The sequence below is a fragment of the Acidobacteriota bacterium genome, assembly GCA_039028635.1.
Classification (GTDB): domain Bacteria; phylum Acidobacteriota; class Thermoanaerobaculia; order Multivoradales; family JBCCEF01; genus JBCCEF01.
Window position 1 is genome coordinate 1 of record JBCCHV010000043.1, and the last position, 15065, is coordinate 15065.

Sequence of the window (15065 nt, forward strand, 5' to 3'; positions counted from 1 at the left end):
CCTGCCTCGTGCTAAGATCCGCCCCTGATCGAGGGCGGTATCCCCCTGAGAACAAGCGGCCTAGGCGCCGCTCACCGCGAGGCTCTGTTCATGACGACTCAAGCCGAGGTACGGGTCACCGACGACGTGACCGTGGTTTCTTTTCTCGGGCCCATCGTGGCCGGCAACGGCGACTCCGTGTTGCGCGACCAGCTCCAGGAGCTGGTGGAATCGGGCTGCCGAAAGGTCCTCCTCGACCTGCGGGAGGTGCCGCGCCTGGACAGCGCCGGTGTCGGTCAGCTCGTCGCCAGCCATCGCTCCGCCCAAGAGCAAGGGGTCGCGGTCAAGGTGCTCGAGGGAACCTCCCGCGTCTGGCGGGTCCTCGAGCTGAGCGACATCCTGCCCCTCCTCGACACCTACAAGACCGAGGACGAAGCCCTCGAAGCTTTTCAGAGCTGAGCCGGCGCGATGACCGGCGAGAGACTCCGTCTGACCTTTCACGGCGCCGCGGGCACCGTCACCGGCTCGAAGCACCTCCTCGATGTCGACCAGACCCGCGTTCTGCTCGACGCCGGACTGTTCCAGGGCCGCAAGAAGCTGCGGCTGCGCAACTGGGCGCCGCCGACCTTCGCCCCGGCCTCGATCGACCATGTCCTGCTGAGCCACACTCACATCGACCACGTCGGCTTCCTGCCGCGGCTGGTCAAGCTCGGCCTGGAGGCCCCGGTGCACTGCACTCCGGCCGCCTACGAGCTCGCCGAGCTGATGCTCCTCGACTCGGCCAAGATCCAAGAAGACGACGCCCGCTACGCCAATCGCAAGGGCTTCAGCAAGCACAAGCCGGCGCTCCCTCTCTACACTCGGGAAGACGCCCGCGCCGCCCTCGACCTGCGGCGACGTCTGCTGTTCGACGAGTGGCTCGACCTCGGCCCCCTGCGGGCCCGTTTTCACAATGCCGGCCACATCCTGGGCTCGGCCTTCATCGAAACGGTCATCTCCCGCGGCGACGATGAGCTTCGGCTGGTCTACAGCGGCGACGTCGGCCGCTTCGAAATGCCCCTGCATCCGGATCCGGAGCCGCTCCCGGCGTGCGACGTGTTGATCATGGAGTCGACCTACGGAGATCGCTCGCACCCGCAGGTGTCGATCCTTGAGCAGATCGGCGAGCCCTTCTCCGAGTGCCTCGGCAATGGCGGCATTGTCCTCATCCCGGCATTCGCCGTCGGGCGCTCGCAACAGGTGACCCTGGTGCTCCGCCGCCTGATGAAGGAGGGGCGCCTGCCGGAGGTGCCGATCCACATCGACAGCCCGATGGCCACCAAGGCAACCAACATCTACGGCCACCACCTCAACGAGCGCAACCTCGATCCGGAGGTCTTCGAAGACGGCCGCTTGCGCCTCTTCCCGCGCGATGTGAGCTTTCATCGCACCACCGCCGAATCGAAACAGCTCAACCGCATGAAGGGTCCTCGCATCATCATCTCGTCGAGTGGCATGCTGTCCGGGGGCCGCGTCCTGCACCATGTCAAACGCCTCGCCGGCGACCCCAAGAACCTGATCACCTTGGTCGGCTACCAGGCCCATGGCACCCGCGCCCGCGCCCTCCTCGAAGGCGATCGCAGCATCCGCATTCACGGCTCCGACGTCGCCGTGCGCTGTCAGGTGCTGTCCCTCCAGGGCATGTCCGGCCATGCCGATCGCGAAGCTCTGCTGGAGTGGGTGGCGAGCGCCCCGCGGCCACCGAAGGTTGTCTTCCTGGTCCACGGCGAGCCGGAGCCGGCGGCGGCTCTCGGACGCGAGCTGCGGCGGCGCTTCCACTGCGACACGATCACGCCGGATCACGGCGAGAGCTTTACCCTCGACCGCTACCTGGGGTGAGCGAGGTAGCAGAATCTCCCGGGGCCGGGAGAATTTCCTCGGCTCCGGCTCGGCAGCGCGCTGTCCGACCCAAGGATTTGAGCAAGGCGAGGGCTGGCATTGCCTTTGCTCAGGTCGTCCTTTAGTCTTGAAGACACCCGCGATCCAAGACCGACGCCGATCGGCGAAGGCGGGTTCTGGCCTGCCGCCCTCACCGGTGGCGATCGCCCCAAGTTTTCTTAGGCCCATTTCCCTTAGTAAGGAGCAACCAGATGAGCATTGCCAAAGTCACCGAGATTTCTTCGACCTCCAGCGTCAGCTTCCAGGACGCTATCGAGAAGGGCATCGCCCGCGCCAGCAAGACCCTCTCCGGTATCACCGGCGCCTGGGTCAACGGTGAGAAGGTCGACGTCGAGAACGGCAAGATCACCGCCTACCGCGTCAACCTGAAGGTCTCGTTCATCCTGAACGACTGAGTCTCCCAGGGCGGCGGAGCGGCCATCGCTTCCGCCGCCGGACCGCTCCCGCGAAGGCATGGTTAGAATCGCTGCCATGACCTCTCGGAGACGATCCTGAACCGGCCAGCGATTTTCGCCCTGGTCGGAACCCTCCTGACCATCATCGCCGTCGCCTGGACGGTCGACCTCTCGCCGCGGGTGGAGAGTGACTTCTTCTTCGCCAGCGACGACCCCCAGCTACTCGAAGCAGGTCGCATCGCGGAGCTCTTCCCGGCCGGCGACCAGATCCTGGTACGAGCCGCCGGCTCCCTCGCCGATGAGGATCACCTGGAGCGACTCGAAGCCCTCAGCGCCGAGCTCGCCTCCCTCTCCGAGGTCACCGGCGTGCAGAGTGCCACCCGCGGTCCTCGCAGCCCCCAGCTCCTGCCCGAGAGCCCGTTCTGGCGCCGTCTTCTGATGCCCGGCGGCGACTCCGCCAGCCTGATCGTCCTGTCGCTCACGCCGCAGGCCGGCGGTGAGACCGTTCGCCAGGTCGAAGCGGCGGTCGCCGGCTTCGCCAGCGAGGGCCTGCACAGCCAACTCTCCGGAGTGCCCTTCGTGGTCGAGCAGGTGCGCCGTTCCCTGGTCCGCGATCTGCGCATCTTCAGCAGCGCCGCCGTCGCCCTCTTCGGTCTCGTCCTGGCGCTGCTCTTCCGTTCCCTGCCGGTAGTGGTCGGCACTCTGACGAGCTGCGCTGCGGCCGCCGCGGCGACTCTCCTGGTACTCGCCCTGATCGGCGTCCCGATCGGCATCCTGACCGCCAACCTGGTCACCCTGGTCTTCGTCCTGACCCTCTCCCACACGGTGTTCCTCACCGCCCGCTGGCGAAGCCTCGGAGGCGATCCCGCGACTGCTGCCCAACAGGCCCGACGCAGCGTTTTCACCGCCTCTTTCTGGTGCATGGCCACCACCCTGCTGGGCTTCGCCAGTCTGACCACGGCGTCGGCCAAGCCGCTGCGCGAGCTGGGAGTCGCCGGAGTGATCGGAGCGCTCCTCGCGATCGCCGCCGCTTACCTCCTGTTTCCACCCTTTCTGGCTTCGGCCCGCGCCGCCAGCAGCGCTGGTCGCCAGGGCTGGCTGCCGCGCCGTCCGCTGGCGGCGGGGGTCACCCTCGGCCTCTGTGCCTTGCTCGCCCTCGGCATCCTCCGAGTGCAGACGGATCCCGATCTGCTGTCCTACTTCCAGGATGGATCACCGCTTCACGAGGGCCTCGCGGCGATCGACCGCGATGGCGGCTCGAGCCCCCTGTCACTGGTCGTCGGCCTGCCCTCGGGAGAGCGCCTCGACACTTCGGAAGGCATCGCCCAGCTCGCCGCCGCCCAGCAAGCTCTCGAGGACGATGCCGCCACCGGCGCCGTGCTGAGCGCCGCGGCGCTGGTCGCCGAGGCCAAGGAGACCTCGCCCTTTGCCGCCCTCCTGCCACCGTCGTCGCTGCTCGATCTGCTGTCGCAGGACTCCTATCAGCGGGTCGCCCTGTCCTTCATCACCGCCGATCGCGATCGCGCTCAATTCTTCCTGCGCATGCACGAGGAAGAACGCCGGGAGAACCGCCGAGCGGTGATCGACCGCCTCACCCGAGGGATCTCCGAGCAGGGCCTCGATGTCGAGCTCGTCGGCGGCCTCTACGATCTCCAGGATCGCCTCGGCAGCCTGGTGCGCTCCAGCTTGCTGCGCGGCCTGCTGCTCCTTTGGCTGCTGTTCGCAGGCATCGCCTTCGCGGTCAGTCGCAACGGTCGCAGCACGGCGGCCCTGGTGTTCTGCCTCCCCTGGGTACCGCTCGCCGTGGTCGGCACCTTCGGCCTCCTCGGGCGTCCCCTCGACATCATTTCGTCGACCGCCCCGACGATCGCTCTCGCCCTCGGCGTCGATTCGATGATCCACCTCGCCGCGGCGGCGCGCCGCGCCCGCCACGCCGGTCGAGCTCCCGCCGCCGCCTGGCGACAGGCCCTTCAGGAGACCGCCACCGCGGTGGTCAGTGCCACCGCCATCGTCGCCATCGGCTTCTCGATCTTCTTCGCTTCGAGCTTTCCGCCGACGCAACGCTTCGGCGGCGCGGTGGTGGTCGGCAGCCTGCTGGCCGCCGCCCTCGCGCTCACCGTCTTGCCGCGCCTCGCCGGCGGCAGGGAAAGGGCCTGACATGGCCTGGATCGAGGTGATCGACGAAGACCGTGCCGACGGCCGCCTGCAGCGGCTCTACGAACGCCTCGTCGGCCCCCACGGCGGAGTCGACAACATCCTCAAGATCCACAGCCTCAATCCCGCCTCCCTGGCGGCCCACTTCGAGCTCTATCGCACGGTGATGCGCGGACGCTCACCGCTCAGCCGCACGCAACGGGAGATGATCGCGGTGGTGGTCTCGGCCGCCAATCGCTGTCGCTATTGAATTGCCCACCACGGAGCGGGGCTCCTCGAACTCACCGACGACGAGGTCTTGGTCGAAACCCTTAAGAAGGACTACCGCCAGGCGGAGCTGAGCCCGGCCGATCGCGCCATGCTCGACTACGCGGTGCGACTCACCGTCGAGCCCTGGGCGATGCGGCGGCGCGATGTCGAAGCCCTGCGCAGCAACGGCTTCTCGGACACGGCGATCCTCGACATCAATCAGGTCACCGGCTACTACGCCTTCGTCAACCGTCTCGCTGATGGGCTGGGCGTGGAGCTCGAGGCGGAGCTGTTCCCCGAACCCGAGACAAAAAAATAAGCAACGGCCACGCCGCGGACTCCGTGGCCGAACGGAGCACCAACGCGGCCGATGCTTCGAGGGACAGGGGACCAAAGGGTTCGAGCAACCGGCGGACGCACCTTCCCCTCGGGGCCGGGCTTGCGCCCGGCGGACCGAGGGGGCCTCATCCAGAAACCGGGTGTCCACCCGGCCGATCCAACCCCGCCCCCTGAGTTCCCAGGGATGATCCCGGGCTCGACGCCCGGGGCCTCCCCTTGATTTCCTCAGTTCACTTGTAAGGTGAGCCAACCCACCAAGGACGGGACAACCAACTTCAGGTTTGCCGATTCCAAGTAGCGGCGGACCCGGCCTGCCGAGCTTCCCGTCGGCCGGGCCCGCAACGCCCGATGGCCGGTTCGAGGGCCTCCTTCAGGGCCGCAATGGTCCCGCCGTCAGCCACACCGGGCCATGGCCACGCTGCTGCAGGAAAACCACCGCTTGCCCTTCCGCATCGGCCTTCATCGCAAAGGTCGCGGCCAGCTCGGTCTGCCCCGCCGACAGAACCGCCAGGCGCTCGAGGTGCCGCACCACGTAGTCGTTGCGCAACTGGCGGTCGGCGTTCTCACCACGCGGAACGTCGGTCGCGAAGCCGCTTTCGATCTCCGCCAGCCAAAGCTCCGCCGCCGCTTCGAGGGGCCGTTCCAGGGTGACCCTGGCGTGACCCGTACCGCTCTCCAGACGGGCCTCCAGTCGCCCGACGGCGGGCCGTGCGAGGGCCTCCTCGAGGGCCCGTCGCACCTCGCCTTCATGGGAGCCGACGACATGCTCCCGGCCCGCCACCACCAGTTGAGGGGTGTAGAGGGTACCGACCCCGAGGCTGCCGTCGTAGGCCACCTGGCGCTCGGTCCAGCGGCGCTTCGAGAAGGGATCCCGCCAGCCGAGATCGTTCCAGTAGTCGACATGGAAGGCGAGCGGCACGAGGCGGGCGGCGAGGTCCGGATCGGCAGCCAGCTGGCGCAGCAAGCGATCCGCCGGGGGGCAGCTCGAGCAGCCCTGGGAGGTGAACAGCTCGACCAGCACCGGACCCGCCGCGACGTCCCCTTCGGCCGCCTCCGGCGACGCGCCGACGAGGCTCGCAAACACCGCCCCCAACACGACTCCGAGAACCCGGCCATCGAGCCTCATGCGCCGTACCTCTGGCCGAGGTGGTGGCGCGCCTGACGCTGCCACCACTCCCAATCGTGGGACACGTCGTGGCCCCAGATATCGCGGAAATGGGAAATGCCTTTGGCCTCGAGCAGGCTGCCCATCGCCTGGGTCTCCTCGATACAGCCTTCCTCCCACTTGCCCTGGCCGCAGACCAGCGTCAGATGGGTGTGCCGGCGCACCCGCTCGAGGTCCTCGCCCTCGAGGCTCGGCACGAAGGCCAGCGGGTTGTTGAAGTAGACATCGAGGTTCGAGAAGCCATCGGTGAAGTTGCGCGCCTCGTAGCGTCCGCTCATGCAGAGGGCGTAGTCGAAGACTTCCGGGAACTTGAGCGCGAAGAGTGCCGCGTAGAAGGCTCCGAGGCTGCAGCCGGTCACTCCGATTCGGATTTTCGGGCTGCGACAGTCGGCGCGGATGAAGGGCACCAGATCGTCGAGCACGTAGCGCTCGAAGGCCATGTGGCGACGAATCCGCCACTCCGGCGAATGGTCCTTGCGGGTCCAGGCCTCGGCGACGTTGCTCTCGGTGCAGTAGAGCTTGAGCTTGCCACCGCCGACCAGCGATCCGAGGGTGTCGACCATGCCGTGGGCTCGCCACTCATGGGCCATGCCGGCGGCCGAGGGAAAGACCAGAAGCGGGCGCCCCCAGTGCCCGAAGCGCCAGATGTTGATCGAGCGATCCATCGCTCGGCTGGGGATCAGATCGTGACTCGCCATCGTGCCTCGCTTCCTCCGCGGATCCAGCCGCAATGCCCGGGCCGGCATCAAGCGCCGACCCGACGGTCTACTCTAGCCCGAAGTGCTCATCGGCACCGGGCGGCCTCTCGCCATGCCAGCGAGCACCAAGGCCCCGCGTGCTACAGTTCGAAAGGATCGAAGTCGTCGCCGCCAGCCCGGGCCGCGGCGAGTGAGGTGGCCGCGCGATGTACAACGAGTTCTACGGATTTCGCGAAGCGCCCTTCAACATCACCCCCGACCCACGTTTTCTGTTCTTCAGCGATCGCCATCGCGAAGCCTACAATCACCTGTTGTTCGGAATTCGCGAGCGCAAGGGATTCATTCAGCTCACCGGCGAGGTCGGTGCCGGCAAGACGACCCTCTGTCGTGCCCTCCTCGAGGAGCTCGGGCCGTCCTTCCGCACCGCCCTGGTGCTCAATCCGGTGATGACCAGCAACCAGCTGCTGCGCACCATCCTGCGCGAGCTCGGCATGCCGGTGGGTCGCATCGATCGCGTCGCCTGCCTCGAAGCCCTCAATAGCTTCCTCCTCGAGCAGGTGGCGAGCGGCCACGATGTCGTCTTGATCATCGACGAAGCCCAGGACCTCAGCCGCGAGCTGCTCGAGCAGATCCGCCTGCTGTCGAATCTCGAAACCGACCAACGCAAGCTGCTGCAGATCGTACTGATCGGCCAACCGGAGCTGCGCGAGGTGCTCGACGACCGCCGCCTACGGCAGCTCCGCCAACGCATCACGGTGCGCTACCACCTGTCGCCCCTCAACCTGGAGGAGACCGGCGAGTACATCCGCTACCGGGTCCATATCGCCGGCGGCAACTCGCGTGCGACCTTCAGCCGTTGGGCCCTGCGGCGGGTGCATCGCTACTCCCGGGGCATTCCGCGGCTGATCAACGCCGTCTGCGACAAGACCCTGCTGTGCGGATACGTCACCGGTCAGGACCACCTGCGCTGGCGTCACGTCGGCCGGGCCGTCCGTGAGCTCGAAGGAAAGCCCTCATGAGCCTGATCAACGAGGCCCTCAAGAAGGCCAAGGTCGACGCCGCCCGCCGCGATGCCCTCGAGAGCGGCCGGCCCTACCCGATCGTCACCGAGGCGCGCCAGGCGCGCCCGTGGCTGTGGGCTCTGGTCGGCGCCGGCGCCCTCGCCGCCGCCTTCCTGCTGGTCGCCCTTGGCGCCCGCCTCGCTTCCTCCGAGAGGACCACCGAGGCCGCGGCCGATGCCCCAGCGCCGGCGGCCGCGCCGGCCGAACCGACCTTCTCCGCAAGCGCCCCACCGGCTGCGACCGGCGCACCGGTCGCAGCCCCTGCCGCGGGCGCCCCGCCGGCCGGCGCAACCCCCGCACCACCGAGCCGCCGCTCGACCCGCAGCCAGCCGCCGCCGGCGGTCGACCAGGCGCCCGCCAGCGATCCTCGCGCCGACTCGACCCCGGCGCCAAACCAGAACCAGCCGCCGGTAGCTTCCCGACCGCAAGAGCTGGCGGACTCCACCGCCCCCGCCCGCCCGACGGCGCCTCGGCCCCCCGCCGCCGCGACTCGCGACGTTCCCGCGGCGACGGTGCCGGCTACCGCCGCGCCGGCAACTTCCGATCCGGCAGCTTCCGACCCGGGCGGCGATACCACCGCCACCGTGGCCCACCTCAAGGAGGCTCCCCTGCCCGGCGGTGGCACCTTGCGCCTCGACGGCATCGCCTGGTCTGAAGTCCAGCCGGCAGCGGTCCTCAACGGCCAGATCATCGGCCTCGGTGAGAGCATCTCCGGCTTCCGCGTCGTCGCCATCGAGCGCGACCGGGTCAAGATCGAAGACGACGGTCTCGAGCTGGTGATCCGCCTCAAGTAGGGGTCACTGCGAACCGCCAGACGGACCGCCGAACAGGGGCCTCAGTCCGGAAAGGCCGGTCGGCTCTCGTACCAACGCTTGGGCCGCAGCAGACGAAAATCGCGCTCTTTGTCGTCGAGCTCGAGGCCCGCCGACAGTCCCCGCAGCTTGACGTAGAGATAGCCCAGCTTGCCGCCCTCGTCGAAGCGCAATCGAGTGCGCAGGTCGAGGTGCTTGGCGGCAAAGTTCATGGGATCGATCTCCAGAGAGCGATCGCCGAGCTCGACCCGCCCTTCACCGGTCACGTCCTCGATATCGAGGACGCGATCGAACCAGTGCAGAAAGCGCTTCTTGTCGGCGAACAGGGTGAGCAGGAAGCCGGTGTCCTTCATCGCCAGCCGGGCGTCGCTCTCGAGGGTCAGAGGCTTGTTCCAGGAGAGCTCGCCATCGAGCAGCTCGAGCCGAACCCACCAGTCCGCGCCGGCGCCCTCGGCGGCGTCATCGAGGGTGACATCGCGCAGCTCGAGGCGACTGCGATCGAGGTCGAAGCGGCGCCGCCGCAAATCTTCGCTCTCCAGGCGCGCCTTGAGGTAAAGGCCCCCGCCGAGGGTGTGATCGAGAAAGCGAACGCGCATCGCGTCGGAGGTGAGGTCGATCCGCCCGAGGCCCGAGTCGTCACGCGCCGAGAGCTCGAAGAAACCCCGCAGCCGACCGGCGCCGGAGAGGATCTCGACCTGCGACCTGGCCGGAAGGTAAGCGTTGTAGACCCGCAGATCCGGCACATCCGACTCGGGAATGTCGACCACCGCTTCGAGGTCCCCGAAGGGCCGGCGCAGGTCGAGGGCTTCGGACGTCGCCGTGAGGTGGAAGCCCTTGCCCTCGATGTAGGGCTGGTCGGGCGTCGCCAGGGCCGCCAGGGAGAAATCGTCGAGTTTCACGAAGACATCCGCCCGCGCCCCGCCATAGGCCTCCTCGACGACGCCGCGAACGGTGGCTCGGCCGCGCGCCCGATAGTCCAAGAAGTCGGCTTCGATGGCCGGCACCTCGACCGCGAGCTGGCCACCCGGCGCCAGGCGCCCGCGGGCGAGCAGCAAATCCGCCTGCAGCTTGCCGGAACCCTGGACGTCGAGCCAGGGAGCCGCCTTCATGAAATAGCGCAGAAAGCCGAGAGAACCGGCCTCGCCCGACACCTGGACGCGGCCGGAGAGGGCCCGAAAGGGGTCTTCGCCGAAGCGGAAAGGACCGAAGTCGCCGCTCGCCTCGAGGTCGAGAGCCTCAGCCACGGGATCGCCCGACGCCAGCAGGACCCCGTCGGCGGTGGTCAAGGAGACCCCTTCGAGGTCGATCTGACGCCCCGGGGCGAAGGCCACCCGCTGGCTCGCCACCCGGGCCAGTCCCTGCAGCCGGAAGGGACCGAGGGAGAGCTCCGGCACCTGATCGAGGGCGACATCGGCGAGCTCGAGACTCCAACCCTGGCCGCGACGCGGTCGCGGACCGCGCTCGGCACCGCCGGCCCAGCGCAGATGGGCGCCGCGACCGCGCACCCGACGCGCCACCACTCGGCGCGCCGCCAAGGCGGTCAAGTCGACCTCGCCCCGCAGCCGATCGAGGGAGGCGATCAAACTGTCGGACGCTGCGACGGAGACATCCCGCGCCGCCACCTCGATGATCTGCTCGGTCCCAGCTCCGGCCTCCCGCCGAGCGCGGCGGAAGCGCTTGACCTCGTCCACCAAACCGCGAACTCCGCTCGCCAGGGTGAGATCGGAAGAGGTCATCGCCAGGCGCGCCGACGAGGCGGCCAGCACAGGCTCGGCGGCGCCCTGGCGGTGAAAGGTGAGGCCGCCCCCGACGATGCCCAGGGCCATGCGATCTCCACCGTCCCGGGCTTCGACCTCGAGCACCGCCGCGACGTCCGCCGCCAGGCTACCGCCGCCGGCGTCGACCTCGAAGCGATCGACCGCCACCTCGACCCGGCTCTCGGGGCGCAGCTCGCCGCCCTCGACCTGCAGCAGCGCCGCCAGCTCGCCGATTCCCTGGAGGTGTCGATCCGCCCCCTGCTGGTCACCCTCGGCGAGCTTCTCCAGGGGCAGCTCACCGGCAGCCTGCAGGCGACCGGCGAGAAAGGCCAGTGCCGCCTTACCGCGATGCTCCCGCGGCTCGTAGGGACCGAGAGAGACCTCGCTGTCGACCTTCAGGTCTTCGAGCCAGGGCTCGCCCTTCCAGGACAGGCGAGAGCCCTGCCAGCGCAGGCGCGACGACGAAATCTCGACCGTGCGACGCAGGGCCAGGGTGAAAGCACCTTCGACCTCGCCGCGAGTCTCCGCGCCATCGAGCAGCAGCTCGCCGTAGCGCGCCCGGCGCAGCTCGCCGAGGGCGACGTCGGCGAAACGCAGGGTCCAGGGCCGACGCCGCGGCACGGACGAGGCGGCTGCCACCTCTCCGGCGGCCGCCGGCGGGCGACGATCGATCTCGACCTCGACTCCCGCTGCGTCCAGGCGATGAACCACGAAGTGCTTTCGCACCAGACCCAGCAGACCGATGCGCAGGGAGGCCTCGTCGGCGGTCATCGACCAGTCGACGGCCCGCGAATGGCCGGCGACGCGAACCGCCTCGAGATGGATGACGCCGGGTAGGAAGGTCCGGGCCCGCTGCCACTCGAGGGTGAGCTTCTCGGGACGCCGGTTGACTTGGCTACGGCCCCAATCGGAGCTCAGAAAGTAGTTGGCTGCTCCCAGGTAGACAGCGGCCAGGGCCAGCAGCGAGAAGGCCAGACGAGCCAGCCAGCGCCGCATCGAGATCAGGCGCCCCGGCGACGCGGCGGCGCCAGCAGACCGAAGTCCACCAGCAGCGCCTCGGCTGCGGCCCAACCGGTCTCACAGCCGCCCTCGATGCTGCCCGGGGCGATGCGGGAGCAGTGCTCGCCGGCGAACAACAAGCGACCGTGGCGCTCGCCTTCGGAACCTCCGAAGATGGTCCACTGGCCCGGGGCATAGCAGCTCACGCTCCCCTGGCTCCACTCGAAGGACTGCCAGTCGAAGCGCACGGCGGGGGGTCGATGGGCCGCCGCCAGATCGCCGAACAGCGGCGCCCACTGGCGCAGCGCGGCGTCGGCCCGGGTCGCCACCGGGCCCGCCACTACCTGGCGCCGGCCGGCGCCCCAGGCGTCCGGGGTCAAGATTCCGGCGCGGCCGGCCTGGCCGCGGGAGGCTTCGGCGACCCGCTGGCGCGGCCGGTCGCTCCACAGCGCGCCGTTGAGGCCCTGTTGGCGCCAGGTCCGCTGGCCGAAGCCGAGAACCAGCCGGGCGTGATCGCCGTAAGCCAGCTCGTCGATCGCCCGTTGCTTCACCGGCGGCAGGTCGACGTCGAGCTCGACCCGGCGCAGGGTGCTGAAGGGCAAGGTGACGATGGCATAGGGCGCCGACACCACTCGCACCGAGGCTCCCTGCCGAACGCTCAAAGCGAGGCTGCCGTCGGCCCGGCGGCGTACCGCTTCGAGCACCGTTCCGGTCGCGATGCGGCCTCCGAGACGAGCCGCCAGGGCGGCGATCAGGCGGTCGTTGCCGCCCCGCACCCGGAAGCGCCCGTCGCGGCGCCCGAGCAGTCGCAGGTTCTGGCCGCCGGGCTCCAGCCGCGTCACCAGATTGAGGGCCGACTGCTCTCCAGGTCCACGGCCGCCCTCGGCACCGTAGGCCACCGCCAGCAGATCCCGAATCCAGCCCTCGGCGCCGGCCAGCTCGAGCCACTGCTCGAGGCTGAGCCGATCCAGAAAGCTGCCGCCGGGATTGCGATAGCTGGGCGTCCCGTAGGGCAAGATCAGGGAGCGGTCCGAGGTCAATCGCTCGGCGATGCTGCCGAGGCTGCGCAGGATCTCGGCCTCGCCGCGGCGCGCACCGCCGAAGAGGAAGGACGGTCGCAGGTGGGGGCCATCCTGCCAGAGATCTTCGAGCTCGAGACCGAGGGCCCGGCACAACGCCGCCACCCGCAGGCTCCCGGAATCGATGCGATCCCCTCCGAGCTCGACGAACTGCCCCTCCGCAAACTGCTCTCGCAAGGTCCAGATGCGCCCCCCGACCCGCTCTTGGGCCTCGAGGATGCGCACCGGAACGCCGGCCTGGAGCAATCGGTAAGCGGCCGTCAAGCCGGCGATGCCGGCGCCGACCACCACCACCTCTTCGATCGGCGAGCGTTCCGCGCGGCTGCTGGTACAGCCACTCCAGGCGAGGTGCGACAGGGCCAAGCCCGAGGTGGTCAGAAATTTGCGGCGATCCCAACGTCCGCTGGCGGCGCTGGCGTCTTGCCCGTTCGAAGGCAGCTTCACGATCCCTCCCACCCCTGAATCTTTCGCATTGCAGTCGGCCCCAAGCTACCAGGAGCGGCAACGAACGGGCAATCGAATTCCCGCGGACGTCCTGCGCCCGAGCCATACGCCTCGGACATGGTGACCTTGCCCGGCTGCGACACGCTAGACTGAAGGAGCTTCCCTCGAGCGGAGGAACCCAATGTCGCAAGACCTGAACGCCGTCCTCAGGCGCTATCCGAATGCCACGACCTTCACCTTCGGTGACAGTCGAGAGCTTTGTGACGGGCTGATCGAGCTGGTGCGACAGGGCAAGAAAACGGCGACCTGCGATGCTCTCCAGAGCTTCGAGTCCGAAGCAGAGGCCATGCCCGTCGTCGGACGCCGGGACATCGCCCTCGACTGGGACGGCCGTCCGGCTCTGGTGCTCGAAACGGAGTCCGTCGACCGAGTTCGGTTCTGTGACGTCGAAGTGGATTTCGCTCTCGCCGAGGGCGAAGACGAAGACCTGGCAGGGTGGCAGCGCAACCACCAGGCCTACTTCGAGCGCAGCGGTGGCTTCGATCCCAAGATGATTCTAGTCTGCGAACGCTTTCGCTTGGTCGAAGACCTCGGTCGGCAGGACTCCCTCGGCCAGGAATCGGACAACCGCTAGAATCCGGTCATGCAGCTCGACGGTCGAAAGATGTGGATCACCGGAGCCTCTTCCGGCATCGGCGAAGCCCTGGCTCTGGCGGCGAGCCGGCGCGGCGCCCGGCTCGTCCTCTCCGCCCGGCGGGCCGAAGTGCTCGAGCAGGTCCGCGACCGCTGCGAGGGCTCGCCGCACCACCAAGTCGTGGCCGTCGATTTGGCCGACGGCGACGGCATCCGCCGGGCCGCCGAGGAAGTTCTCGCCGACGGGCCGGTGGACATCGTGGTCCACTGCGGTGGAGTCTCCCAGCGCGCTCTCGCCCAGGACACCCGCGAGGAGGTCGACCGCAAGCTCTTCGAAGTCAACTACTTCGGCACCGTCGCCCTGACCAAGGCGCTGCTGCCGGCGATGCTCGAGCGCGGTCGGGGACACTTCGTCGTGGTCAGCAGCCTGGTGGGCAAGATCGGCACGCCGCTGCGCTCCTCCTACGCCGCTGCCAAGCACGCCCTTCACGGCTTCTTCGACTCGCTGCGCGCCGAGGTCTGGGACCAGGGGCTGCGAGTGACCATCATCTGCCCGGGCTTCATCCGCACTCGCGTGTCCCACAACGCCCTCACCGGCGACGGCAGCCCCCAGGGCACCCTCGATCGCGCCCAGGCCAATGGCATGGCCCCGGAAGCCTGCGCCGCCGAGATCCTGCGCGCCATCGAGGGCGAGAAGAGCGAAGTGCTGATCGGTGGGCGCGAGCGCTGGGCGGTGCATCTCAAGCGCTTCCTGCCGGGCACCTTCGAGCGCGTCATCCGCAAGGCGCGGGTGACCTGACGGCGCCCGCGGCGGCCGTCCCAACGCCCTCCAAAATCAGAAAAGCCCTCCCGCGGGAGGGCTTTCGAAGGACCCGATCGGTCGGTCTCAGTGACTGATCATCGGGGTCAGGCTCTTGGCCTGCTGCACCCAGTCCTCGACCTTCGACTCCGGCGGCGCGACCTTGGCGACTTTGGTCTTCTCGCGCGTCTCGGCCATCTTGGCGGCGAGGTTGGCGGGCTTGCGATTGCGCAGCTCCTTGACCGTGTCGACGCCGGCGGCTTCGAGTAGCTCGGCGAACTGGCGGCCGATGCCGTTGATCCGCATCAAGTCGGCCATGTTGGCCCATTCGAGCAACAGCTTCTCGCTGATGCCGGTCTCGCCACTGACCTTCTTGCGCCCCTTGCGATCGGCGCAATGCTTCAAGAAGTCCTTGGTGTTCTTGATTCCGGCCGGCTTCAGCTTGGCAGCGTACTTCGGGCCAATCCCCTCGATCTCGTCGATCCGGTAATTCATTGCAATCCTCCTGGGCAATTGCGGCCGAGAGCGAGGCATCGCCCTCGTAACGCGAGGTTTAGCAGTCCT

Annotated in this window: 14 protein-coding genes; 9 read left to right on the forward strand and 5 right to left on the reverse strand. The window is 68.6% G+C overall.

The window, feature by feature from the left end; all coding sequences use genetic code 11:
- The first annotated feature begins 90 nt into the window (after window positions 1–90).
- From AAF604_16730 to AAF604_16750, 5 genes are all read left to right on the forward strand, one after another.
- On the forward strand, window positions 91–438 hold the full coding sequence (locus AAF604_16730) for an STAS domain-containing protein (GenBank protein MEM7051318.1): 348 nt from the start codon (window positions 91–93) through the stop codon (window positions 436–438).
- Window positions 439–447: 9 nt separating this feature from the next.
- Entirely contained in the window at window positions 448–1857 is a 1410-nt protein-coding gene (locus tag AAF604_16735; protein MEM7051319.1) for an MBL fold metallo-hydrolase, read from the forward strand.
- A 251-nt stretch (window positions 1858–2108) separates the two neighbouring features.
- Window positions 2109–2312 carry a dodecin family protein gene (locus AAF604_16740; protein MEM7051320.1) on the forward strand — a complete coding sequence of 68 codons (204 nt, stop codon included), beginning with the start codon at window positions 2109–2111 and terminating at the stop codon, window positions 2310–2312.
- Window positions 2313–2492: 180 nt separating this feature from the next.
- The gene (locus AAF604_16745; protein ID MEM7051321.1) at window positions 2493–4469 is read left to right on the forward strand and encodes an MMPL family transporter; all 1977 of its coding nucleotides are present in this window, start codon (window positions 2493–2495) and stop codon (window positions 4467–4469) included.
- 1 nt (window position 4470) lies between these two features.
- On the forward strand, window positions 4471–5034 hold the full coding sequence (locus AAF604_16750) for a peroxidase-related enzyme (protein MEM7051322.1): 564 nt from the start codon (window positions 4471–4473) through the stop codon (window positions 5032–5034).
- A gap of 390 nt (window positions 5035–5424) precedes the next feature.
- Here AAF604_16750 and AAF604_16755 read toward each other — a convergent pair whose 3' ends face one another.
- Window positions 5425–6180, reverse strand: coding sequence for a DUF1223 domain-containing protein (locus AAF604_16755; GenBank protein MEM7051323.1), 756 nt, complete (start codon window positions 6178–6180; stop codon window positions 5425–5427).
- Window positions 6177–6917 (reverse strand): alpha/beta hydrolase-fold protein, encoded by a 741-nt coding sequence (locus tag AAF604_16760; protein ID MEM7051324.1) that lies wholly within the window; start codon window positions 6915–6917, stop codon window positions 6177–6179. Before AAF604_16760 ends, AAF604_16755 begins: the two co-directional genes overlap by 4 nt.
- 206 nt (window positions 6918–7123) lie before the next feature.
- Between AAF604_16760 and AAF604_16765 the strand changes: the two genes are divergently transcribed.
- Together AAF604_16765 and AAF604_16770 are read left to right on the forward strand one after the other, a co-directional pair.
- Window positions 7124–7936 carry an AAA family ATPase gene (locus AAF604_16765; GenBank protein ID MEM7051325.1) on the forward strand — a complete coding sequence of 271 codons (813 nt, stop codon included), beginning with the start codon at window positions 7124–7126 and terminating at the stop codon, window positions 7934–7936.
- Window positions 7933–8772: a hypothetical protein gene (locus tag AAF604_16770; GenBank protein ID MEM7051326.1), complete on the forward strand. Its 840-nt coding sequence runs from the start codon at window positions 7933–7935 to the stop codon at window positions 8770–8772. Before AAF604_16765 ends, AAF604_16770 begins: the two co-directional genes overlap by 4 nt.
- 41 nt (window positions 8773–8813) lie before the next feature.
- Here the strand turns inward: AAF604_16770 and AAF604_16775 are convergent, their stop codons facing one another.
- Both AAF604_16775 and AAF604_16780 read right to left on the reverse strand, forming a co-directional pair.
- Window positions 8814–11543, reverse strand: coding sequence for a hypothetical protein (locus AAF604_16775; protein ID MEM7051327.1), 2730 nt, complete (start codon window positions 11541–11543; stop codon window positions 8814–8816).
- Window positions 11544–11548: 5 nt separating this feature from the next.
- A complete protein-coding gene (locus AAF604_16780) occupies window positions 11549–13069 on the reverse strand; it encodes an NAD(P)/FAD-dependent oxidoreductase (GenBank protein ID MEM7051328.1) in 1521 nt (506 codons plus the stop codon).
- A 181-nt stretch (window positions 13070–13250) separates the two neighbouring features.
- On the opposite strand from AAF604_16780, the gene AAF604_16785 reads away from it, so the two are divergent.
- On the forward strand, window positions 13251–13703 hold the full coding sequence (locus tag AAF604_16785) for an ASCH domain-containing protein (GenBank protein ID MEM7051329.1): 453 nt from the start codon (window positions 13251–13253) through the stop codon (window positions 13701–13703).
- A gap of 9 nt (window positions 13704–13712) precedes the next feature.
- Entirely contained in the window at window positions 13713–14501 is a 789-nt protein-coding gene (locus tag AAF604_16790; protein ID MEM7051330.1) for an SDR family oxidoreductase, read from the forward strand.
- 87 nt (window positions 14502–14588) lie between these two features.
- On the opposite strand, the gene AAF604_16795 is transcribed toward AAF604_16790, so the two are convergent.
- A complete protein-coding gene (locus tag AAF604_16795) occupies window positions 14589–14996 on the reverse strand; it encodes a DUF4332 domain-containing protein (GenBank protein ID MEM7051331.1) in 408 nt (135 codons plus the stop codon).
- Window positions 14997–15065: the final 69 nt, after the last annotated feature.